The organism is Bradyrhizobium sp. CCGB12 (assembly GCF_024199845.1).
Lineage (GTDB): Bacteria > Pseudomonadota > Alphaproteobacteria > Rhizobiales > Xanthobacteraceae > Bradyrhizobium.
In genome coordinates, this window is record NZ_JANADO010000001.1 from 7,655,390 (window position 1) to 7,676,615 (window position 21,226).

Below are 21,226 nucleotides of genomic sequence, written 5' to 3' on the forward strand. Positions count from 1 at the left end.
CTTCGTCTTGACCCAAATGAGTGAATGTCTTGCAATCGATGCTGCATCTATATGCACTTCAATTGTTGAATGTTCAATATTTTCAAAATAGGATCATTGCCCAACAAAAGGGCGGAAGCCGCGGCCGCCTGATCAATGTGCTTACAAGTCTGGTGTCAGACAGGAGTTGGCGTGCACGCGACGGTGAACTTCCCGGCTCACGGCGGCCCGGCGTTGCCGCCGTCCTTGCTGTTCAGGAATCTGCCGTCATCGGCGGCTGATGGTGTCTTGTCGTCCAGAGATAACGCCGTCTTCAGGCGGCGCGGCACGAACAAGCTGCGGATCGGCTGCTTCATCTGCTGCACCGGCTCGCCAGGAGTCTGGGGCCCCTGTGCAACCAATAGTGCCAAGCTCGCCGTCGCCGAGATCAACAAGCGCGGCGGCATCCTCGGCCGCGAGCTTGAGCTTTCCATCTACGACGCCGGCGGGCCGCTGGATGAGGTCTTGCCCCGCGCCGAGCAGGCCATCGCGTTCGACGAGCTCGATCTCATCGTGGGCCTGCACACCAGCGCGGTTCGCGTTGGCCTCCGAGACGTCACGAGGCGTCATCGCATCCCCTACATCTACACGCCCGTCTACGAGGGTGGCGAGCGCACGCCCGGCGTGATGGCGATCGGCGAGACGCCGCGCTGGCAGAGCCGGCCGTCGATCCACTGGCTCGCCGACGTCAAGAAGGCGCAGCGCTGGTATCTGATCGGCAGCGATTACGTCTGGCCCTGGCAGTCGCACCGTGCCGTGAAGAACTACATCAAGGAGACCGGCGGCCACGTCGTCGGCGAGGAGTTCGTTCCGCTCGGCGAGGACAATCACGAGCCGCATCTGGCGCGCATCCGCGCCGCGAGGCCGGATGTGGTGCTGATCTCGCTGATCGGCACCGACAGCATCACCTTCAACCGTGCCTTCGGCGAATGCGGTCTCGGCGCCACGACGCTGCGGCTTGCCGGAGCCATGGACGAGACCGTGCTGCTCGGCATCGGCGCCGACAACAGCGAGAACATGTTCTGCGCGTCCGGCTATTTCTCCTGGATTGGCTCGCGCGCCAACGACGATTTCCAGATCCGCTATCGCGCGATGTTCGGGCCGAACGCTCCGCCGATCGGCTCGGTCGGCCAGTCCAGCTATGAAGGCCTGCGCTTCCTCGAAGCTGTCGTGAACAATGCCGGTTCATTGTCGATCGCGCCGATGCTCGCGGCGGGCCGCAACATCGTCTATGGCGGCGCCCGCGGCCCAGTCGTCGTTCGCAACGGTCACGCCCGGATGCCGATGTATCTCGTCGAGGCCGATGGCCTCGACTTCAGGCTGATCAAGCCGGTCTGACCTTGGCGCGGCAATCGGTGCACGCACCGCTTCAAAATAATACTTGAAAAGGAAAATATTTCCGTTTTGAATGTTTCGGCCGGGCCGACGCGCTCGTCGCGCAAAACGCGGCCGCACGCCCAAGGACTGATCCAAGAAAACTTCAGGAGAGCGCCGTGACAGTTGTCCTTCCCACGCCAGCCCAACTTCGCAGTGTTGCCGAGCAGTGCGGCCTTTCGCTCACCGACGACGACGTCGCCTCGTTCCGCGGCCTGATGCAGGGCTCGATCGAGGCCTACAATCTCGTTGCCGCGATGCCGGACGAACTGCCGGAAGTGAAGTATCCGCGCACGCCGGGCTACCGGCCCACAGCCGAAGAGAACCCTCGCAACGCCTGGTATCGCAAGTCGACCGTGAAGGGCGCCGCCAGCGGCAAGCTCAAGGGCAAGACCGTCGCGCTGAAGGACAACATCATGTTGGCCGGCGTTCCCATGACCAACGGTTCGTCGACGCTGGAAGGCTATGTGCCCGATTTCGACGCCACCATCGTGACGCGCATGCTGGATGCCGGCGCCGAGATCAAGGGCAAGGTGCATTGCGAGCACTTCTGCCTGTCCGGCGGCAGCCACACCGGCTCCTATGGGCCGGTGCATAATCCCCACAAGATGGGTTACTCGGCCGGCGGCTCGTCGTCAGGCTCGGGCGTCGTGGTCGCGCTCGGCGAGGTCGACATGGCGATCGGCGGCGATCAGGGCGGCTCGATCCGCATGCCGTCCTCGTTCTGCGGCATCTACGGGATGAAGCCGACCTGGGGTCTCGTGCCCTATACCGGGATCATGCCGATCGAGATCTATGTCGATCATACCGGCCCGATGACCGCAACGGTCGCCGACAACGCACTGCTGCTCGAAGTGCTCGCCGGCGACGACGGCTACGATCCGCGCATCAAGGCGCCGAAGGTCGAGGAATACACCAAGGCGCTCGGCCAGGGCGTCAAGGGCATGAGGATCGGCATCGTCAAGGAAGGCTTTGAGCAGCCGACGGCAGAGGCCGCGGTGAATGAAAGCGTGCGCGAGGCGGCGAAACGCTTCAAGGACCTTGGTGCCAGCGTCGAAACGGTGTCGATCCCGATGCATCTCATGGGCGGCGCGATCTGGACCCCGATCGGCACCGAAGGTCTGACCCAGACCATGATGTTCGGCGACGGCTACGGCCTCAGCCGCGGCGACCTCTATTCGACCTCGCTGATGGATTTCCATCGCGGCTGGCGCCGGCAGGCGGACTCGCTGTCCGAGACCACGAAATTGTTCATGATGCTCGGCACCTACATCAACAACAATTTCGGCCCACGCTTCTACGGCAAGGCGCTCAACATCTCGCGACGGCTGACCGCGGCCTACGACAAGGCGTTCGGAGATTACGATCTGCTGCTGATGCCGACCACGCCGATGAAGGCGACGAAGCTGCCGGAGTCCAACGCCAGCCGCGAGGATTACGTTGCCCGCGCGCTCGAGATGATCTCCAACACCGCGCCGTTCGACATCACCCATCATCCTGCGATGTCGCTGCCCTGCGGCATGGTCGATGGCCTGCCCGTCGGCCTGATGCTGGTGGGGCGCATGTTCGAGGAATCCACCATCTACCGCGCTGCCCATGCCTTCGAGCAGAACGGCGATTGGAAGAAGATGTGAGCGAGGCTCCGATGCAGGCCGACGGAAACGCAACGCATGGCTAACGCGTTCGTCGCGACGTTCGAGATCCTGAGCTTTGGTGCGATCATCGTCCTGATCGTGCTCGGGCTCGGGATCATCGCCAGCATGATGGGAATCTTCAACTTCGCGCAGGGCGAGTTCGTCCTGCTCGGGGCCTACATCACCTATCTCGCCTATGCCAAGGGACTGCCGATTTGGGCCGGCATGGTCGCGGCACCTTTCGCGGTCGGCGCGCTCGGCTTCGTGCTGGAGGCACTGATCATCCGCCGCTTCTACGCCGCGCCCATCGTTGCCATGCTCGGCACCTATGCGCTCGGCCTCATCATCCGCGAATCCGTGCGCGGCCTGATCGGCGGCTTCTATCTCACCGTGCCCGAACCGATCGGCGGCTCGATCGACATCGGCGCCATGCACATCTCGGCCTGGCGCTTCACCATCATCGTGATCACGCTTCTGGTAATGGGCGGCTGCTATCTGCTGCTGTCGCGCACGAGCTTTGGTCTGCGCATGCGCGCCACGCTGGAGAACCCGTCGCTGGCGCGCGCCTCGGGCATTTCAACGCCCCTGATGTACGGCGCCACCTTCGCATTCGGCTCCGCGCTCGCCGGCCTTGCGGGAGCGCTGATCGTGCCGGTGTTCAGCCTCTACGCCGATCTCGGCCTGCGCTTCCTGATCCAGGGCTTTGTCGCGGTCATGGTCGGCGGTGTCGGCTCCTTCATCGGCCCGGTCGCAGGCGCCGGCGTCATCGGCACGCTCAGCGCGGCGTTGCCCTGGGTGATGGCGCCCGTCGTCGCCGACGTGCTCGTCTTCGTCCTTGCCATTGTCTTCATCAAATTCCGCCCGCAGGGCCTCATCGCTGGAAAAGGGGTATAGTCACATGTTCGATCGCACACAGCTTTCACGGCGCCGCTTCCTCTCCAATTTCGCCTTTGCCTCCGGTGCGGTCGCAACCGGCATCGGCAGCTGGGTGATCCCGGCCCCCTGGGCCAATGCGGCTGAAGGCCCGATCAAGGTCGGCATCGCCACCGACCTCACCGGCCCGATCGCCTATGCCGGCAATGCCGATGCCAACGTCGCCAAGATGGTGATCAAGGAGATCAACGCAGCCGGCGGCCTGCTCGGCCGTCCGCTCGAGCTCTATATCGAGGACACCGCCTCCAACGAATCGGTCGCCGTCGGCAACGTGCGCAAGCTGATCCAGCGCGACAAGGTCGACATGGTGCTGGGAGGCATCACCTCCTCGATGCGCAATGCGATCAAGGACCCGATCGTCGCGCGCGGCAAGACGCTCTACATCTATCCGCAGCTCTACGAAGGCAAGGAGTGCACGCCCTATCTGTTCTGCACCGGCCCGACGCCCGCGCAGCAATGCGACGAGTTCATCCCCTGGCTGATCAAGAACGGCGGCAAGAAGTTCGCGCTGCCGAGCGCCAACTACGTCTGGCCGCACACGCTCAACGTCTACGCCCGCAAGGTGATCGAGGCGAATGGCGGCGAAGTCGTGTTCGAGGAATACTATCCGCTCGACCAGGTCGACTTCTCCGCGACCGTCAACCGCATCGTCTCCAACAAGGTCGACGTCGTCTTCAACACCGTCATTCCGCCCGGCGTCGGCCCGTTCTTCAAGCAGCTCTATGAAGCGGGCTTCCTCAAGAACGGCGGGCGCCTCGCTTGCGTCTACTATGACGAGAACACGCTCAACATCAATCAGGCCGCTGAGATCGAGGGGCTCGCAAGCTGCCTCGACTATTTCAAGGTGCTGACCAAGGAGAACCCGTTCGACGCCAAGATCCAGGCGGCTTACGAGAAGGATTTCCCCGGCAACTTCCTGTTCGCCGCCGGCAGCGCCGCCACCGGCACCTATCGCGGCCTGAAGCTGTGGGAGGCCGCCGTCAAGGAGGCCGGCAAGATCGACCGCGAGTCCGTTGCCGCTGCGCTCGACCACGCCAAGATCGCCGAAGGCCCGGGCGGACCTGCCGAGATGGTGCCGGGCAAGCGGCACTGCAAGATGAAGATGTACACGGCGGTGGCCAAGGGCGGGAACTACGAGATTGTCGCGCGCAGCAGCGGCCTGGTCGATCCCAAGGAATGCTAGAGTGGAATGCTGAGGTGGAATGCTGAAGCCGATGAGTGTGGTAAGACAGGCCATCGTCGCCGACGCAGGCGACGACGTGGACGGTGCGATGGCTGAAGGCACAGCGGCGGGACAAGCCGCGGCGAGGCGAAAAGTCCTGCCGATCGTGGAGGGCGTCGTGCTCGTCGCGGCGCTGCTCGCGCCGCTGGTGCTTCAGGACTACCTCACCGTGTTCGCGACACGCGTGATCATCCTCGCGCTGTTCGCGCTCTCGTTCGATCTCGTCTGGGGCTATGCCGGCATCATGAGCTTCGGCCAAGCCCTGTTCTTCGGCTCGGCCGGCTATGGCGTCGCGCTGCTCGCGCGCGACCTCGACATCACCAACATCTTTCTGGTGCTCCCTGCGGGCACGCTGATCGGCCTGACCTTCGCGCTGCTGCTCGGCGGTTTCCTGCTGCTGGGGCGGCATCCCTCCAGCGTGATCTTCGTCTCGCTGGGCACGCTGACCGGCTCCTATGCCGCCGATCGCCTGGCGCGCGGCTGGTATTATCTCGGTGGCCAGAACGGTATTCCCTCGATCGCGCCGATGTCGATCGGGGGCTACGAGTTCACGGAAGGGCCGGCGTTCTATTATCTCGTGCTCGGCATCCTCGTCGTCGTCTACCTGCTTTGCCGTTTCCTGGTGCGCTCGCAATTCGGCCTCGCGCTGGCGGGCCTGCGCGAGAACGAGCAGCGCATCGCCTTCTTCGGCTACAAGGCCCAGCATCTCAAAGCCATCATCTTCACCATCGGCGGGGCCATCGCTGGCCTTGCCGGCAGCCTCTATGCCTTCCACGAGGGTTTCGTCTGGCCCAACATGGTCGGCGTCGTGGTCTCGACCCAGGTGGTGCTCTACGTGCTGTTCGGCGGCTCCGGCACGCTGATCGGTGCCGTCATCGGCGCCGTCATCGTCGAAGGCGTCAGCTTCTGGCTCTCGGACAATTACCGCGAGGTCTGGCCGATCATCTTGGGCCTGCTGCTATTGCTCGTGATCCTGTTCCGGCCGCTCGGCCTGATCAGTTTCGTGCTGGGTGAGCGCGAGCGGGTCGGCAGCTTCGGCGCCAAACCCAGGGAGACCGAAAAGGAGAAGCGCAATGCCGCTCCTTGAGGCCGCCGGCATCAGGAAGGTCTTCGGTAAGCTCACCGCGCTCGATGGCGCAGCGCTTACCGTCGGCGAGAACGAGTTTCACGGGCTGATCGGTCCGAACGGCTCCGGCAAGAGCACGCTGATGAAGTGCATCGCGGGCGCCGAGGTGCCGACGCAGGGCAAGGTGAGCTTCGTCAACACCGACATCACCGCCTTCACCCCGACCGAGCGCGCGCGGGCCGGCATGAGCCTGAAATTCCAGATCACGTCCGTGCTGCCGTCGCTGACGCTCTATGACAACATCCTGCTCGCGCTGCAGGCGCAATGCTCGCTGTTCGATCTCGTATTCTCGCGTACGCGGGGCGCGCTGCACGATCAGGTCATGACCATGCTGACCCAGTTCCGTCTTGCGAACCGCGCCTTCGACGCGGCAGCAGCGCTGTCGCACGGTCAGCAGCAATGGCTGGAGATCGCGATGGCGCTGGCGGGCAAGCCGAAACTGTTGCTGCTGGACGAGCCGACCGGCGGCATGAGTCTCGAGGAGCGCCGCGTCACCGGCGAACTGCTCCAGCCGATCAAGCAGCACTGTTCGCTCGTCATCGTCGAGCACGATCTCGATTTCATCCGCGACATCTGCGATCGCCTCACCGTGCTCGATCAGGGCAAGGTGCTGGCGTCAGGCACGGTGTCGGAGATCCAGGCCAACAAATCCGTCCAGGAGATTTATCTGCGCCGTGCCTGAGCAAGAGTTTCTCAACATTAGGCATCTCGACGCCGGCTATGGCCGCAGCCAGGTGCTGTTCGACGTCAGCCTCGACATTCCCTGGCGCGGTGGCGTCGCGGTGCTCGGCCGCAACGGCGCCGGCAAGACCACGCTGATGAAGACCATCGTCGGCGAATTGCCGGCGTGGAAGGGTGAGGTCGCCTTCGACGGCCGCGACATCAGCCGCCGCGCCACCCAGGAGCGCGTGCGTGCCGGCATCGGTTACGTGCCGCAGGAGCATTCGGTGTTCGCGCGCCTGTCGGTGCGCGACAATCTCGCGGTCGGCTCGCTCGCGAGCAAGGATGCTTCCGCGGTCGATCGCGTGTTGGCCATCTTCCCAAAACTTGGCCAGCGTCTCGACCAGCCCGCCGGCACGCTCTCCGGCGGCGAGCGCAAGATGCTCGCCATCGGCCGCGCCATGCTGGGCGATCCAAAACTGTTGCTGCTGGATGAGCCGACCGAAGGCGTCTGGATCGGCGTCATCGAGGAGATCACCGAGCGCCTGATCGAGCTTGCAAAGACGATCGCCGTCATCATCGTCGAGCAGCACCTCGACCTCGCGCTCCGCGTCGCAGACTACGCCTACGTGCTGGATCGCGGCCGCGTCGCGCTGCAGGGGCAGGCGGGCGATGTGCGGGGCAATCCGGAGCTGATGCGATATCTGGCGCCGTAGGGGCAGCACGTCCGCCGCCTCCAAATCTCTCGCAACGCGCACCCTGTCAGTCCGTCATCCTGAGGCGCGAGTGGCGCGATGCGCAGCATCGTGCCGGGAGCCTCGAAGGATAACGGCCGCAGCAGTCAGCCGGGCCGTCGCCCTTCGAGGGCCGCTGAAGAAGCGGCCACCTCAGGGTGACGGTGAGAGACTATCGATGATGAGAGATCAGGACGAGCGCTTCCGCTCCCTACTTCACCGCCCCGAACCGGCTGTCGAACGAGTTCGACTGCACCACCGGCGCGGCGCCGGCCATCTGGCCGCTATCATGCGCGCCGTCCGACACCGAGGGCTTCAGCGCCGGGCGCGTTGCGGCGAGGCGGGTGTCGGGCTGTTTCGCCGGCTCGGCGGGCTTGGCGGCGACCGCTGGCTTCGGCGCCTCCTTCGCTGCGTCCTTGGACTTGTCATGCCCCGGCACGAAGCGGGTCACTGCGGCCTTGAGCCTCGATGCAGCCGTGGGCGGCGTCGTGGAGGTCTGGGCCGGCGCCACGGACGCGGTGGCTTGCGGCGGAGGCGTGGTGGCCGTGGTGTCGGCGGTGCCGAGGCCCATCTTGCGGCCGAGGTTGGAGAAGAAGCCGCTGCCTTGAGATTTCTCTTGCGATTTCTCGGTCGGCGCGGCTGCAGCAACGCGGGTGCTGGTCGCCGGCGCGCTGACGGCGACAACGGGTTCTTGCGGCGGCCCGCTTGCTGCTGCATCGAGATTCGGCTTGGGCGGATTGACGTGGCCGGGGATCGTGCCCGGCGCCTTCGCCATGGCCAGCATTTCCAGCGTGGTGCCTTCGGCGCCTTCCGACAGGCCGGTCGAGCCTTCCGGAATCTTGGCGGCGAACACCTTGTTCATGCCACCGTCGATGCCGGTGTTCATCCGCGCCACCGGCGTGCCCTTGGCGACGAGCTTGTTGTACTCGGCCTGGTCGCGCACATCCTTCTCGCGCACCGCGCTGGCGATGTCCTCGGGGATCACATAGGCCGGACATTTGGCCGAGGCGTCGAACACCAGGTCGCGCTTGGCGTCCGCCGGCTTCGCTGCATCGAACACGTATTTCTTCTCGCAGAAATCGACCTTCGGCTCCTGCCGCGTCACCTCGAAATGATCATAGCCTTCCTTGATCATCTTCCAGAACGGCATGTTCGGGTTGTTCCGGTGCTTGGCCATGTTCACCGGCGTCATCTTGAACGGATAGGCTTGGAGCTGGAACGCCTTCTGGCCGCCGAAGAAGGACTCGCGGCCGAGCGAATAGATCTCGGCGATCTGCTCGTCCGTCATCGCGTAGCAGCCGCGCGAGGAGCAGTCGCCATGCACCATCAGCTGCGAGCCGGAGCGGCCGAGCGCCTTGTCGAACGCGTTCGGGTAGCCGGTGTTGAAGGAGAGATAATAGGCCGATTGCGGATTCATCTGGCCCGGATTGATCGAGTAGAATCCTTCCGGCGCCTGGCGATCGCCTTCGCGGACCTTGGGGCCGAGATCACCCGACCAGCGGCAGATCGGATAGGTCTTGAGCAACGCGAACTGGCCTGAGCGGGTCTGCTTCCAGACCTCGAGCTCGGCCTCCTGCTTGAACAGGCGGACCAGGATCGGCGATTGCAGATCCATGTTCTTCTCGACCATCGCGGCGAGAAGCTTTGGCGGCACCGGCTGGTTGGCCTTGGCGTTGGTCGCGAGCGAGACCTGGTCGGTGTCGCAGCCGGCCAGCACGATGCTGGCGGCAAGCGCAACCGAAGCCAAAAGCGCGCGAGCAAGCGAACGAGAAATCAAGATGGACCCCACACCGTGCCGGGCAGCGAGCGCGAACCCCACTTCCATGGAGCACGGCCTGACCGGACATCCGGACCCGTCGTGACGGGCTTTTTCAGACCACGCCCCAGCGCTTATGCCCTGAAGCCATTGATTAAAATTCTAACCTCTGGGTCATGTGGTCGCAACCCGAGAGGGGATCACGAGCCCGTTGGCCCAAAGGTGTGGTCAACAGAGACTTAAACTTGGCCGCAACTTGGACCTTGCGGACCAACCGCCACTGAGATCGCCGATTTGGGCAAAAAAAGGGTTAAGACGGCGTTACCGGGGGAGACCTCCGATAGGACACGGCGGAGGCGACGCGTTCGGCGGGCCAAACCCGCTCGAATCAGCCCAGTTTCCGGCCGATATCGAGGAATTTCTGCCGCCGCTGCTTGCGGATGGCGTCGCCGTCGAGGCCCTGGAGCTCGTCAAAGGCCTTGGCGATGGCATCGCCGGTGGTGGCGATCATGGCGGCGGGATCGCGATGGGCGCCGCCGACCGGCTCCTTCAGTATCTGATCGATCACCCCGAAGCGGAGCATGTCCTGGGCGGTGATCTTCATGTTGTTGGCGGCTTCCTGCGCCTTGGTGCCGTCGCGCCACAGGATGGAGGAGGCGGCCTCCGGCGAGATCACGCTGTAGATCGCGTGCTCCAGCATCAGGACCTTGTTGGCGGTGGTGATGGCGATGGCGCCGCCCGACATGCCCTCGCCGGTGATGATGGCGACGTTCGGCACGGTCAGCGCCAGGCAGGCATCCGTCGAGCGCGCGATCGCCTCGGCCTGTCCCCGCTCTTCCGCGCCAATGCCGGGATAGGCGCCGGCGGAATCGGCGAGCGACAGCACCGGCAGGCCGAACCGCTCGGCCATCTCCATCAGCCGCACGCATTTGCGATAGCCTTCGGGCCGCGCCATGCCGAAATTGTGCCGGATCCGGCTCTCGGTGGAATCGCCCTTTTCCTGGCCCATCACGCAGATCGGCTCGCCGCGGAAGCGGCCGAAGCCGGCGACCAGCGCTTCGTCTTCGCCGAACTTGCGGTCGCCCGCGAGCGGGGTGAATTCGGTGATCAGGCCCTTGATGAAGTCGTTGAAATGCGGCCGCTGCGGATGCCGCGCGACCAGAGTCTTCTGCCACGGCGTCAGATTCAGATAGAGGTCGGCCAGCGCCTGCGCCGCCTTGTCCTCGATCCGCCCGATCTCATCAGCGATGTCGGTGCCGGAGGCTGCAAGCGTGCGCAACTCGTCGACCTTGGAGTCGAGCTCGGCGACGGGCTTTTCGAAGTCGAGATAGCTGCGCATCTGGTCTGGCATCAACTCAATATAGGGGGACGGGGCAAGGCGTCGAAGCAGATTTGGCTCGGTGGAAAAAAGTGTAGCTTCTTCAATGAGTTGGCTTGTGTGCTCCCGGGAGCCCGCCAAATCATGCGTAAGGCCACGGCTCTTTCTGCGGAGATGTGGCCGAAGTCAAGGCGGTTTCGGCCTCCGCTGACGACGGCCGCTATTTCGGCGGTCCTACTTCTCCGCCAGCGGGTGGAGGTCGCGGACCAGGCTCTTCAGCCGCTCCTCGACGACATGGGTGTAGATCTGGGTCGTCGAGATGTCGGTGTGGCCGAGCAGGGTCTGCACGATGCGTAAGTCCGCGCCGTTGTGGAGCAGGTGGCTGGCGAAGGCGTGGCGCAGCACGTGCGGGGAGACCAGGCGGGCCTGAAGGCCGGAGGCGACCGCGAGCTCCTTCAGGTCGCGGGCAAAATGCTGCCGCGTCAGATGTCCGCTCTCGCCGAACGAGGGAAACAGCCATTTCGAGGTGGCCACGCCGTTCTTCTTGTCGGCCTTTGCAGCCTCGGTCGCGGCGAGATAGTCGGCCATCGCCTGCCGCGAGGCATCGTTGAGCGGCACCAGGCGTTCCTTGTTGCCCTTGCCGCGCACCACGATCATGCGCGCATCGCGCTTGGCCGCCGAGCGTGGCAGCGCCACCAGCTCGGAGACGCGCAGGCCCGTGGCGTAGAGCACCTCGAGCAGGCAATAGAGCCGCAAGCTCCGCAGCCGTTTCGACGGCGAGGCATCCTCCGCCTCGCTCAATTCCTTGGCACGGCGGAGCATGCGGTCAACATCTCCGATCGACAGCACTTTTGGCAGGCCGCGGCCGCGCTTGGGCCCCGACAGGATCGCTGCGGGATCCTCGGTTCTGATCCGCTCGTTGAGAAGAAAGCGGAACAGATGTCGCATCGCCGACAGCCGCCGCGCGACACTGGTGGACTTGAAACCACGCGTGTCGAGATCGGCGAGATAGTCGCGCAAGGTCTGCGTCTCGGCATCCGCAAAACTGTGGCCGACACGGTCCAGGAATTCGGAGAAATCGGTGAGGTCGCGGCGGTAGGCATCGAGCGTGTTGGGCCCGGCGCCCTGTTCCGCCGCGAGCATGTCGAGGAACAGGCCGGTGAGCTTGGTATCGGAGGGCTGGGTGCGCATGCCCCGGAGCCTAGCTGCTATTTCTTGAGAAACTTGTCAGGCGGGATCGTCACTGTCATTTCCCGCGGCTTCGGATTGACGAAGTTCGCCAGTGCGAAGAGCACGCCATAGACCATGCCGGCGATCACGGCGACGACCGTCAGGAAGCGGAACAGGCTGGGCATCTGCAAAGGGTCTCGGCGAGGGTGTCGGCGGGCAAATTAACCAATGAAATCATCCAACATGTTCGCCGTTTCGTGGCAAGAGTCCTCTGGCGAGGGCCCTTGCGGGGTCGTATAGGTGGCCAAAGCATGCCGCCTTTGGCGGCAGATCGAGCGAGATCCAGAGCGAGATCCATGTCCGACGCCGCGTTGCCGCTACCCGGTTCGCCTGAGGCCGACATCCTGTCGGCGCTCGGAGCGCGCTCGATCGTGCTCGTCGGCATGATGGGTGTGGGCAAATCCACCATCGGTCGCCGCATGGCGGCGCGGCTCAAGCTGCCCTTCGTCGATGCCGACACCGAGATCGAGGCGGCGGCCGGCATGACCATACCGGAGATCTTCGAGCGCCATGGCGAGCCGCATTTCCGCGACGGCGAGGCCCGCGTGATCGCGCGGCTGCTGGACAGCGGGCCGATCGTGCTTGCGACCGGCGGCGGCGCCTTCATGCGCGAGGAGACGCGCGTGCGAATCGCCGCGAAAGCGGTCTCGATCTGGCTCAAGGCCGACCACGACGTCATCATGCGCCGCGTGCGGCGCCGTGCCGATCGCCCGCTGCTCCAGACCGCCGATCCCGAAGGAACAGTGACGCGCCTGCTCACCGAGCGCGAGCCGGTCTATGGCCATGCCGACCTCACCATTGCCTCGCGCGACGTGCCGCACGACAAGATCGTCGAGGAATGCATCGAGACGCTGCGGGCCCATCTCTGCGGCGAGCAGGCGTCCCATCCACCTGCCGACGTTGCGAGTGCCGCACGATGACTGCGCCGTTGAAACATTCCGATCCCGTCAAGGTCGACGTTGCGCTCGGCGACCGCGCCTATGACATCGTCATCGGCCGTGGCGTGCTGGCCTCGCTCGGCGAACGGGTCGCGGCTTTGCGCCCCGGCGTGCGCACGGCCATCGTCACCGACCGTACCGTCGCAAAGTACTGGCTCGAGCCGACCGAAGCTTCGCTTGCGGCCAGCGGCATCCCGACCTCGCGCATCGTCGTCGAGGAAGGCGAGATCTCGAAAACCTATGCGGGCCTCGAAAAGGTCAGCGAGGCCCTGATCGCCGCAAAAATCGAGCGCAACGATCTCGTCATCGCGCTCGGCGGCGGCGTGGTCGGCGATCTCGCCGGCTTCGCGGCCGCGATCCTGCGCCGCGGCGTCGATTTCGTGCAGGTGCCGACCTCGCTGCTGGCGCAGGTCGATTCCTCCGTCGGCGGCAAGACCGGCATCAACTCGCCGCAGGGCAAGAACCTGCTCGGCGCCTTCCACCAGCCGGTGCTGGTCATCGCCGACACCGCCGTGCTCGACACGCTGTCGCCGCGGCAATTCCGCGCCGGTTATGCCGAGGTTGCCAAATATGGCGTGCTCGGCGACGAGGCTTTCTTCGCCTGGCTGGAGAAGAATCACGCCGACATCTTCAAGGGTGGCTCGGCGCGCGAGCATGCGATCGCAACCTCCTGCCGTGCCAAGGCGGGCGTCGTCTCGCGCGACGAGCGCGAGACCGGTGAGCGCGCGCTGCTCAATCTCGGCCATACCTTCGGTCACGCGCTGGAAGCGGCGACCGGCTTCTCCGACCGTCTGTTCCACGGCGAGGGCGTTGCGATCGGCATGACGCTGGCGGCGCAGTTCTCGGCCAGGCTCGGCATGATCGCCGAGGCCGATGCGGCCCGTGTCGAGCGCCACCTCGTCGAGGCCGGTCTTCCGACGCGCTTGCAGGACATTGCGGGTTTTGCGCAGGAAGGCCTTGCCGACGCCGACGCGCTGATGGCCCTGATGGCGCAGGACAAGAAGGTCAAGCGCGGCAAGCTCACCTTCATCCTGCTGGAGGCCGTCGGGCGCGCGGTGATCGCCGGGGATGTCGAGCCGGCCTTGGTGCGCGACTTCCTGAAGTCGAAATTATCGCAGTGATGGCGGGACTGTCCGGACGTGGCGCAAGCGAAGAGGCGCGGAAGGTCAAGGCGGTCGCGAGGCAAATATGAGTTCGATCTCGATCAACCTGCTGCTCGCGGTTCTCTTGCTCGCCGCCAATGCATTTTACGTGGCGGCGGAATTTGCGCTCGTGAAGAGCCGCGGGTTTCGGGTCAAGGCAATGGTCGAGCAGAACCGCTTCGGCGCGCGCTTGCTGCAGACCATGATGGGAAACATCGAATCCTATCTCGCCTGCTGCCAGCTCGGCATCACCATGGCCTCCCTCGGTCTCGGCTGGATCGGTGAGCCGACCGTTTCTGCGCTGCTCAGCCCGATCCTCCGTCCGCTCGGACTATCGGAGGCCACGCTGCACTTCACCTCGTTCGTGGCGGGCTTTCTGGTTTTCTCCTCGCTGCACATCATCATCGGCGAGCAGGTGCCGAAGACGCTTGCGATCAGGGAGCCGATGCCGGTATCGCAGTGGATCGCGTATCCGCTTCACGCCTCCTATTTGGTGTTCTACCCGCTGAGCTGGTGTCTCAACACGGCATCGGGCGCAATCCTGCGTTTGATCGGGGTGCAGGAGTTCTCGCAGCACGACATCCTGACGGATTCCGAGATCGAGGGCCTGGTTGAGGAATCGGCTGTACACGGCAAGATCGAGAGCGGCGAAGCCGAGTACATTCACAACGTCTTCCGCCTCGGCGAGCTGACCGTGTCTGACGTGATGGTCCACCGCACCGCCATGGTGATGATCAACGCCGACCTGCCGCCGGAGGAGCTGGTGCGGGAGGTGCTGGCCACCGAATACACCCGCATTCCGCTGTGGCGCGACAAGTCGGAGAACATCATCGGCATTCTGCACGCCAAGGATCTGTTGCGGGCGATCCGCGCCTCGGAGGGCGATACCTCGCGCATCGACGTCACCACCATCATGCTGCCGCCCTGGTTCGTGCCGGAAATGCGACCGATATCCCAGCAGCTCAAGGCGTTCCGCCGCCGCAAGACCCACTTCGCGCTGGTCGTGGATGAGTATGGCGAAGTCGAAGGCCTCGTGACGCTGGAAGACATTTTGGAGGAGATCGTCGGCGATATCTCCGACGAGCACGACGTCGTGGTCGCCGGCGTGCGGCGCCAGCCGGACGGCTCCGTCGTGGTCGACGGCTCGGTGCCGATCCGCGATCTCAACCGCGCCCTGGACTGGCATCTGCCCGACGAGGAGGCAACCACGGTGGCGGGCCTCGTCATTCACGAGGCGCGCTCGATCCCCGACCGCGGCCAGAGTTTCACCTTCCACGGCTTCCGCTTCCGCGTCCTCCGCCGCGAACGCAATCGCATCACCGCGCTCCGTATTTCACCGGTGCCGCGCGAAGCGGAGCTGGAAGAGGTGAAGCCGAGAAGGGCCGGGACGTCGTTTTGATCTCTTTCTTACCCTCCAGGGGAGGGTAAGCGAGATCAACCTTCCCCCGGCGCCTGCGCGTGGATCGCGAGCGCGTGCACCCCGCCGGAGAGTTCCGCGGCCAGCGCCGAATTTATCATGCGATGGCGGTCGACCCGGCTCTTCCCTTTGAAGGCGGCAGACACGATATAAACACGGAAGTGCGTCTCGCCGCTCGGCCGATGGCCGGCGTGGCCCTCATGCAAATGTGACTCGTCGACGACTTGCAGGTTTTCCGGCGTGAAAGCTTCCTGCAACTTGTTGCGGATAGTGTCTCTGATAGCCATGTGTGTGCCATTAAGGTGCGCGATCAAGCTCCGTTAATTGCCGGGTTCTCGGCTAATTGCAATGTCAAGACTTGAAGGTTTTTGCATTGCGTAGTCAAAGTCAGCCATGCCGATCGATTCATCAAAATTCTTCGACTCCATCCGCGTCAAGCCGCGGGGCAAGCAGCCGGAAGTGAAGCCGCGCGATACCGTGGTCGCTTGCGAGTGGGCCGGGTGTCAGAACAAGGGCGCGCACCGTGCGCCGAAGGGTCGCGAGAACCAGCGCGAGTACTGGCACTTCTGCCTGGACCACGTGCGCGAGTACAACCAGAACTACAATTTCTTCTCCGGCATGAATGCCGACGCGGTCGCGCGCTACCAGAAGGATGCGCTGACCGGCCACCGCCCGACCTGGAAGATGGGCGCCAATGGCGGCAAGAAGGGCGCGGAAGCCGAGATCGATATGGCGTCCGATCCGTTCAGCATGTTCAGTGAGATCAACGGCCGCGCCAACTGGCGCCGCGGGCCCGAAGCCCAGCCGAAGGCCGAGACCCGCAAGGTGATGAATGCCGAGCGCAAGGCGCTCCAGGTCATGGGCCTCGGCCCCGACGCCACGCTCGCCGACGTCAAGAGCAAGTACAAGGCGCTGGTGAAGCAGCACCACCCCGACGCCAATGGCGGCGACCGCTCGACCGAAGACCGCCTGATCGAGATCATCAAGGCTTATAATTATCTGAAGACAGTGGTGCGCGAGGCGTAGGGCCTTCTGCTCTCCTCTTCCTTCTCCCCTTGCGGGAGAAGGTGGCGCGAAGCGCCGGATGAGGGGTTCTCTCCACGCGTTAGACTGATAGTGAGGATGGAGACCCCTCACCCGTCTCGCCGCTGCGCGACGAGCCACCCTCTCCCGCAAGGGGAGAGGGAAAACACGCCGCTCCATCCGGGCTACTGCTTCACCCCTCCGGCATCGCCCCGACATACGTCGAACTCGGCCTAATCAGCCGTCCCGTCCGCTGCTGCTCGCGCGCATGCGCGGTCCAGCCTGCGGCGCGGGCCACCGCGAAGATCGGCGTGAAGGCCTGCCTTGGAATCGCGAGGGCATCGAGCAGGATCGCGGTGAAGAATTCGACATTCGTCTCCAGCGGCCGGTCCGGGTTCTTCTTGCGCAGCGCGCTGCGGATATAGGCTTCGACCTCACCGGCAAAGGGCAGGTCGGTGCCGTTGGACGCCAGCGCCTCGACCGCGGTCTTGAGCACGTCGGCGCGGGGGTCGCGGACGCGATAGACGCGGTGACCAAAGCCCATCATCCGCTCGCCGCGCGCCAGCGCCGCATCCACCCAGGGCTTTATGCGCTCGCGCGAGCCGATCGCGTCGAGCATTTCGAGCACCGGCTCCGGCGCGCCGCCATGCAGCGGACCTGTGAGCGCGCAATAGCCGGCGGTGACGGCCGCGAACAGATCGGCTTGGGTCGAAGCCACCACGCGTGCGGTGAAGGTCGAGGCGTTCATGCCGTGGTCGCTGGCGGTGACGAGATAGGCGTCCAGCGCCGTGACCTCGCGCGATGCGGGCGAGCGCCCGTGCAGCATGCGCAGCGTATCGGCGGCATGGCTTACGTTCGGATCGGGCGCGACCGGATCAAGCCCCGTGGCGTGCCGGACCAGTGCGCCTGCGATCACCGGAAACGCGCCGACGATCGTCGCCGCATGCTCCAGCCCGTTCTCCGCGCGCAGGCCCGCGACCGCCGCGCGAAACCCGTCGATGATCCCCATCCCGAGCGTCGCCGGCAAAAGCTCCGGCAGCCGCGCGAAGGCGCGCTCGCGCGCCGCGCCCAGACTCGCCCGCACATTGGCTTCGGTGAGAGCGGTCTTGCTGGCGCCGTTCCAGAGTCGGGCGGTGACGCCCTCGAAGCTCGATTTGGCGGCGAGGCTGCCGACATGCTCGCCGGCGATGATCAACTCGCCGCGCTCGCCATCGACATGGCTCAGCACGGTCTCCGCCGCGGGAACGCCGTCCAGCCCGATCTGGCTTTTGGTGAGGTGGATGTTCATGGCCCAAATCTCCTTTGTACTGCACCAGCGAAAGGTCGGGCCTCTCGACAGATTGATCAATCTTGATTACATAAATCAATATGAAAAATTCCAGCGAGCTCTATCTCTCCGCCCGGGAGGCCGCTGCCGAGCTCGCGATCTCGCCGGCTACGCTCTACGCCTATGTCAGCCGCGGCCTGATCCGCTCCGAGCCGACGCAGGACTCGCGGAAAAACCGCTACCGCGCCGAGGACGTCCGCGCGCTCAAGGAGCGGCGGGTGCCGTCGCCGGAGCCGCGGGGGCTGCGCAGTTTCGACGCCGACCTGCCGGTGATGGATACGGAGATCTCGACCATCACCGAGGAGGGCGCGATCTATCGCGGCGTCAATTGCGTCGATCTCGCCGAAAACGACACGCTGGAGCACACCGCGACGCTGTTGTGGGATGTGTCCGGCGTCGATCCGTTCGATCACGACAACCTGCCTCTTCTCTCCGGGGAAATGCGCACAATTGCGGAGGCCGCGCGCCGGGCCGCACCGATCGATCGCGCCATTGCCGTGCTTGCGCTGGCCGCGAGCGCCGATCCGCGTGCCTTCACCCGCGCGCCCGATGGCCGCGCCATGGTCGGCGCGCGCATCGTCCGCCTGCTAGTCGCGACCATGCTCAATGCCGAGCCGTCGGCCGAGCCGCTGCATCGGCAGGTTGCCGGGGCGTGGGCGGCGGACAACAAGCATGCGCCCGATCTGATCCGCCGCGCGCTGGTGCTGCTCGCCGACCATGAGCTGAACGCGTCGACCTTCACCGCGCGCTGCGCGGCCTCGACCGGCCTCAACCTCTACGACTCCGTGATCGCCGGCCTCGCGGCGCTGAAAGGCCCCAAGCATGGCGGCGCTGGCGTGCTGGCCTCGCAGCTCGTGAAAACGCTGATCGATCGCGACGTCGAGCCGATGGTGCGCGAGCGCGTCGCGCTCGGCGAGCGTTTTGCCGGCTTCGGCCATGGCGTCTACAAGCGCGGCGATCCGCGCGCGCAATCGCTGCTGAATGCTTTGTCGCGTGCCGGCGCACCGCGAAAGTTCACCCGCGAGGTGCCGGAGCGGATCGCGGAGGCGACCGGCGAGTTCGTCAACATCGATTACGCGCTGGCCGTGCTCGTGCACGCCCTGCGCCTGCCCGCCGGCAGCGAGCTTGCCCTGTTCGCGATGGCCCGCAGCGTCGGCTGGATCGCGCATGCCAGCGAGCAATTGCAGTTCGGCAAGCTGATCAGGCCGCGGGCGCGGTATGTCGGGCCGGCGCCGGGGAAGAGGGTGGGCGGTTCTTAACCTCTCCCGCTTGCGGGAGAGGTCGCGCCGAAGGCGCGGGTGAGGGCTCTTTCCTCTTGGGGTTCTCGATTGCGGAAGAACCCTCTCCCCGACCCTCCCCCGCAAGCGGGGGAGGGAGCGCACCTCCATCGCGTCAGGCGACAGAACTAATCAAGCCCGCGGCTTGGCCGTCGCGGCGCCGCCGTTCTGCCGCCGGCGATAGTACCAGAGGCCAAGGCCGCCGATGATCGCAACAGCCACCACGGTCAAAATCCAGATGTGTTTGAACGGATGGCCATGCTGCGGCAGCCCGAAATATTGGTGGAAGGCCGACACCGCCAGCACGCCCGGCAACACATGCGCCGGCGCCCAGGCCAGGATCGCCGGGATGTTCACCGCGAAGAATTTCAGTGGCGCCATGCCGAGCGCGCCGGCGGTAACAGGCACGAAGGCGCGGATCGGCGGCACGAAGCGGGCGAAGAACACGGCCCAGGTGCCGAAGCGGTTGAAGAAGGTTTCGCTCTCGGCGACCACGCGCGGATAACTGGTCAGTGGCCAGGTGTTGAGGATCTCGCGCTGCCGCCGATGCCCGATCCAATAGGCCGATCCGTCACCGAGCACCGCGCCTGCTGCCGCCGCCAGCAGCACCCATTGCAGCTTCAGCTCGCCGCCCGGAACCAGCGCGCTCAGCGCCAGGATGATGGTCGAGCCGGGGATCACCGACCCCACCACCGGAACGGCTTCCAGCAGCGCCGCCAGGAACAGGGTGAGGTAAGCCAGCCACGCATGGGCCGCGACGAAGGAGATGAGGGGATCGAGGAAAGACGTCACGTCGTCTCTATGGCGGGGCTGGAGCACTGGAGTTCAGACCCTACATAGTTAAGCACATGCGGCAACAGTGCCATCCGTGCAGGCAGAGGCGCCATTCGCCCGAAAATCGAGCGTGATTCGCAAGGCAGCCCTCCAAAAACTGCGCTCCTTGCCTATCTAAATGAAAAGACAAGGGAACTTTGATTGAGGCGCGGGCTTCTGCCGGCCACTTGTCTCTGATAGGTTGAGTTTCAGCACCCAGCCGCAGCCAACGTGCGAATAAACTGGTTTCGGGACCGCCCGGGACCTCGGAGGATTGATGACGACCGCCGCGATGTCCAAAGTTGAGGAAGTTTCCGGTCTGCCCGACATGAAGGTGTCGGTGCGCCAGGTGTTCGGGATCGACAGCGATCTCGAAGTGCCCGCCTATTCCGAAGTCGATCCTCACGTGCCCGAAGTCGATTCCGACTACCGCTTCGACCGCGCCACCACGCTCGCCATTCTCGCCGGCTTTGCCCGCAACCGCCGCGTGATGGTGACCGGCTATCACGGCACCGGCAAATCCACCCATATCGAGCAGGTCGCCGCGCGCCTGAACTGGCCCTGCGTGCGCGTCAACCTCGACAGCCATATCAGCCGTATCGACCTCGTCGGCAAGGACTCGATCGTGGTCCGCGACGGCAAGCAGGTCACCGAATTCCGCGACGGCATCCTTCCCTGGGCGCTCCAGAACAACGTCGCGCTGGTGTTCGACGAATACGACGCCGGCCGCCCGGACGTGATGTTCGTGATCCAACGCGTGCTGGAAGTCTCGGGACGCCTGACGCTCTTGGACCAGAACAAGGTAATCAAGCCGCACCCGGCGTTCCGCCTGTTCTCGACCGCCAACACCGTCGGCCTCGGCGACACCTCGGGCCTCTATCATGGCACCCAGCAGATCAACCAGGGCCAGATGGACCGCTGGTCGATCGTCACCACGCTGAACTATCTCAGCCACGACGAGGAAGTGGAGATCGTGCTGGCCAAGGCCAAGCACTATCGCACCCAGGAAGGCCGCGACATCGTCAACAAGATGGTGCGCCTTGCCGATCTCACCCGCAATGCCTTCGCCAATGGCGATCTGTCGACCGTGATGAGCCCGCGCACGGTGATCACCTGGGCGGAAAACTCCGACATCTTCGGCGATATCGGCTTCGCTTTCCGCGTCACCTTCCTCAATAAATGCGACGAGCTCGAGCGTCCCCTGGTCGCCGAGTTCTATCAGCGCTGCTTCAACGCGGAGCTGCCGGAATCGGCGGTCAACGTGGCACTCAGCTAGGCCAGATG

20 protein-coding genes are annotated in these 21,226 nt (G+C 64.8%); 13 read left to right on the plus strand and 7 right to left on the minus strand.

Annotation, left to right across the window (positions count from 1 at the left end):
* Positions 1–171: 171 nt before the first annotated feature.
* The 7 genes from NLM27_RS35040 (at position 172) to NLM27_RS35070 (ending at position 7,683) form a co-directional block, all read left to right on the plus strand.
* Positions 172–1,356 (plus strand): substrate-binding domain-containing protein, encoded by a 1,185-nt coding sequence (locus tag NLM27_RS35040; RefSeq protein ID WP_254147609.1) that lies wholly within the window; start codon positions 172–174, stop codon positions 1,354–1,356.
* A gap of 155 nt (positions 1,357–1,511) precedes the next feature.
* Entirely contained in the window at positions 1,512–3,026 is a 1,515-nt protein-coding gene (locus NLM27_RS35045; protein ID WP_254147610.1) for an amidase, read from the plus strand.
* Positions 3,027–3,062: 36 nt separating this feature from the next.
* Complete coding sequence (locus NLM27_RS35050; protein ID WP_254147611.1) at positions 3,063–3,920, plus strand: branched-chain amino acid ABC transporter permease; 858 nt, start codon at positions 3,063–3,065, stop codon at positions 3,918–3,920.
* 4 nt (positions 3,921–3,924) lie between these two features.
* Positions 3,925–5,142, plus strand: coding sequence for a substrate-binding protein (locus tag NLM27_RS35055; RefSeq protein ID WP_254147612.1), 1,218 nt, complete (start codon positions 3,925–3,927; stop codon positions 5,140–5,142).
* Positions 5,143–5,161: 19 nt separating this feature from the next.
* Complete coding sequence (locus tag NLM27_RS35060) at positions 5,162–6,268, plus strand: branched-chain amino acid ABC transporter permease (RefSeq protein ID WP_254147613.1); 1,107 nt, start codon at positions 5,162–5,164, stop codon at positions 6,266–6,268.
* Entirely contained in the window at positions 6,255–6,989 is a 735-nt protein-coding gene (locus tag NLM27_RS35065) for an ABC transporter ATP-binding protein (protein WP_254147614.1), read from the plus strand. The genes NLM27_RS35060 and NLM27_RS35065 overlap by 14 nt, the downstream gene beginning before the upstream one ends.
* A complete protein-coding gene (locus NLM27_RS35070; RefSeq protein ID WP_254147615.1) occupies positions 6,982–7,683 on the plus strand; it encodes an ABC transporter ATP-binding protein in 702 nt (233 codons plus the stop codon). Before NLM27_RS35065 ends, NLM27_RS35070 begins: the two co-directional genes overlap by 8 nt.
* A gap of 229 nt (positions 7,684–7,912) precedes the next feature.
* Here NLM27_RS35070 and NLM27_RS35075 read toward each other — a convergent pair whose 3' ends face one another.
* The 4 genes from NLM27_RS35075 to NLM27_RS35090 all read right to left on the minus strand — a co-directional run bounded on the left by NLM27_RS35075 (position 7,913) and on the right by NLM27_RS35090 (position 12,130).
* Positions 7,913–9,526: a L,D-transpeptidase family protein gene (locus NLM27_RS35075; protein WP_375142295.1), complete on the minus strand. Its 1,614-nt coding sequence runs from the start codon at positions 9,524–9,526 to the stop codon at positions 7,913–7,915.
* 319 nt (positions 9,527–9,845) lie between these two features.
* Positions 9,846–10,808, minus strand: coding sequence for an acetyl-CoA carboxylase carboxyltransferase subunit alpha (locus NLM27_RS35080; protein WP_254147617.1), 963 nt, complete (start codon positions 10,806–10,808; stop codon positions 9,846–9,848).
* A gap of 201 nt (positions 10,809–11,009) precedes the next feature.
* Complete coding sequence (gene xerD / locus NLM27_RS35085) at positions 11,010–11,966, minus strand: site-specific tyrosine recombinase XerD (protein ID WP_254147618.1); 957 nt, start codon at positions 11,964–11,966, stop codon at positions 11,010–11,012.
* Between the two features lie 17 nt (positions 11,967–11,983).
* Positions 11,984–12,130 carry a histidine kinase gene (locus NLM27_RS35090; protein WP_254147619.1) on the minus strand — a complete coding sequence of 49 codons (147 nt, stop codon included), beginning with the start codon at positions 12,128–12,130 and terminating at the stop codon, positions 11,984–11,986.
* Between the two features lie 171 nt (positions 12,131–12,301).
* On the opposite strand from NLM27_RS35090, the gene NLM27_RS35095 reads away from it, so the two are divergent.
* From NLM27_RS35095 to NLM27_RS35105, 3 genes are all read left to right on the plus strand, one after another.
* Positions 12,302–12,925, plus strand: coding sequence for a shikimate kinase (locus tag NLM27_RS35095; RefSeq protein WP_254147620.1), 624 nt, complete (start codon positions 12,302–12,304; stop codon positions 12,923–12,925).
* Positions 12,922–14,064, plus strand: coding sequence for a 3-dehydroquinate synthase (gene aroB, locus NLM27_RS35100; protein ID WP_254147621.1), 1,143 nt, complete (start codon positions 12,922–12,924; stop codon positions 14,062–14,064). Before NLM27_RS35095 ends, aroB begins: the two co-directional genes overlap by 4 nt.
* 67 nt (positions 14,065–14,131) lie before the next feature.
* The gene (locus NLM27_RS35105; protein ID WP_254147622.1) at positions 14,132–15,484 is read left to right on the plus strand and encodes a hemolysin family protein; all 1,353 of its coding nucleotides are present in this window, start codon (positions 14,132–14,134) and stop codon (positions 15,482–15,484) included.
* A 35-nt stretch (positions 15,485–15,519) separates the two neighbouring features.
* On the opposite strand, the gene NLM27_RS35110 is transcribed toward NLM27_RS35105, so the two are convergent.
* Positions 15,520–15,789, minus strand: coding sequence for a BolA family transcriptional regulator (locus NLM27_RS35110; RefSeq protein ID WP_254149008.1), 270 nt, complete (start codon positions 15,787–15,789; stop codon positions 15,520–15,522).
* A 106-nt stretch (positions 15,790–15,895) separates the two neighbouring features.
* Here NLM27_RS35110 and NLM27_RS35115 point away from each other — a divergent pair, with 106 nt between their 5' ends.
* The gene (locus NLM27_RS35115) at positions 15,896–16,528 is read left to right on the plus strand and encodes a J domain-containing protein (protein WP_254147623.1); all 633 of its coding nucleotides are present in this window, start codon (positions 15,896–15,898) and stop codon (positions 16,526–16,528) included.
* A 190-nt stretch (positions 16,529–16,718) separates the two neighbouring features.
* On the opposite strand, the gene NLM27_RS35120 is transcribed toward NLM27_RS35115, so the two are convergent.
* The gene (locus NLM27_RS35120) at positions 16,719–17,813 is read right to left on the minus strand and encodes a citrate synthase/methylcitrate synthase (protein ID WP_254147624.1); all 1,095 of its coding nucleotides are present in this window, start codon (positions 17,811–17,813) and stop codon (positions 16,719–16,721) included.
* 80 nt (positions 17,814–17,893) lie between these two features.
* Between NLM27_RS35120 and NLM27_RS35125 the strand changes: the two genes are divergently transcribed.
* Positions 17,894–19,111, plus strand: a complete 1,218-nt coding sequence (locus NLM27_RS35125; RefSeq protein ID WP_254147625.1) for a citrate synthase family protein — start codon at positions 17,894–17,896, stop codon at positions 19,109–19,111.
* A gap of 150 nt (positions 19,112–19,261) precedes the next feature.
* On the opposite strand, the gene NLM27_RS35130 is transcribed toward NLM27_RS35125, so the two are convergent.
* Entirely contained in the window at positions 19,262–19,921 is a 660-nt protein-coding gene (locus NLM27_RS35130; protein ID WP_254147626.1) for a VTT domain-containing protein, read from the minus strand.
* Positions 19,922–20,219: 298 nt separating this feature from the next.
* On the opposite strand from NLM27_RS35130, the gene cobS reads away from it, so the two are divergent.
* Entirely contained in the window at positions 20,220–21,218 is a 999-nt protein-coding gene (cobS, locus tag NLM27_RS35135; protein WP_028159559.1) for a cobaltochelatase subunit CobS, read from the plus strand.
* Positions 21,219–21,226: the final 8 nt, after the last annotated feature.

Bases quoted from the DNA above. Each gene is read 5' to 3' on its own strand.
- NLM27_RS35075 (WP_375142295.1), bottom strand. From the start codon at position 9,526: ATGGAAGTGGGGTTCGCGCTCGCTGCCCGGCACGGTGTGGGGTCCATC.
- xerD (WP_254147618.1), bottom strand. From the start codon at position 11,966: ATGCGCACCCAGCCCTCCGATACCAAGCTCACCGGCCTGTTCCTCGAC.
- NLM27_RS35055 (WP_254147612.1), top strand. From the start codon at position 3,925: ATGTTCGATCGCACACAGCTTTCACGGCGCCGCTTCCTCTCCAATTTC.
- NLM27_RS35095 (WP_254147620.1), top strand. From the start codon at position 12,302: ATGTCCGACGCCGCGTTGCCGCTACCCGGTTCGCCTGAGGCCGACATC.
- aroB (WP_254147621.1), top strand. From the start codon at position 12,922: ATGACTGCGCCGTTGAAACATTCCGATCCCGTCAAGGTCGACGTTGCG.
- NLM27_RS35065 (WP_254147614.1), top strand. From the start codon at position 6,255: ATGCCGCTCCTTGAGGCCGCCGGCATCAGGAAGGTCTTCGGTAAGCTC.
- NLM27_RS35125 (WP_254147625.1), top strand. From the start codon at position 17,894: ATGAAAAATTCCAGCGAGCTCTATCTCTCCGCCCGGGAGGCCGCTGCC.
- NLM27_RS35080 (WP_254147617.1), bottom strand. From the start codon at position 10,808: ATGCCAGACCAGATGCGCAGCTATCTCGACTTCGAAAAGCCCGTCGCC.
- cobS (WP_028159559.1), top strand. From the start codon at position 20,220: ATGACGACCGCCGCGATGTCCAAAGTTGAGGAAGTTTCCGGTCTGCCC.
- NLM27_RS35105 (WP_254147622.1), top strand. From the start codon at position 14,132: ATGAGTTCGATCTCGATCAACCTGCTGCTCGCGGTTCTCTTGCTCGCC.
- NLM27_RS35115 (WP_254147623.1), top strand. From the start codon at position 15,896: ATGCCGATCGATTCATCAAAATTCTTCGACTCCATCCGCGTCAAGCCG.
- NLM27_RS35110 (WP_254149008.1), bottom strand. From the start codon at position 15,789: ATGGCTATCAGAGACACTATCCGCAACAAGTTGCAGGAAGCTTTCACG.
- NLM27_RS35050 (WP_254147611.1), top strand. From the start codon at position 3,063: ATGGCTAACGCGTTCGTCGCGACGTTCGAGATCCTGAGCTTTGGTGCG.
- NLM27_RS35120 (WP_254147624.1), bottom strand. From the start codon at position 17,813: ATGAACATCCACCTCACCAAAAGCCAGATCGGGCTGGACGGCGTTCCC.
- NLM27_RS35090 (WP_254147619.1), bottom strand. From the start codon at position 12,130: ATGCCCAGCCTGTTCCGCTTCCTGACGGTCGTCGCCGTGATCGCCGGC.
- NLM27_RS35060 (WP_254147613.1), top strand. From the start codon at position 5,162: ATGCTGAAGCCGATGAGTGTGGTAAGACAGGCCATCGTCGCCGACGCA.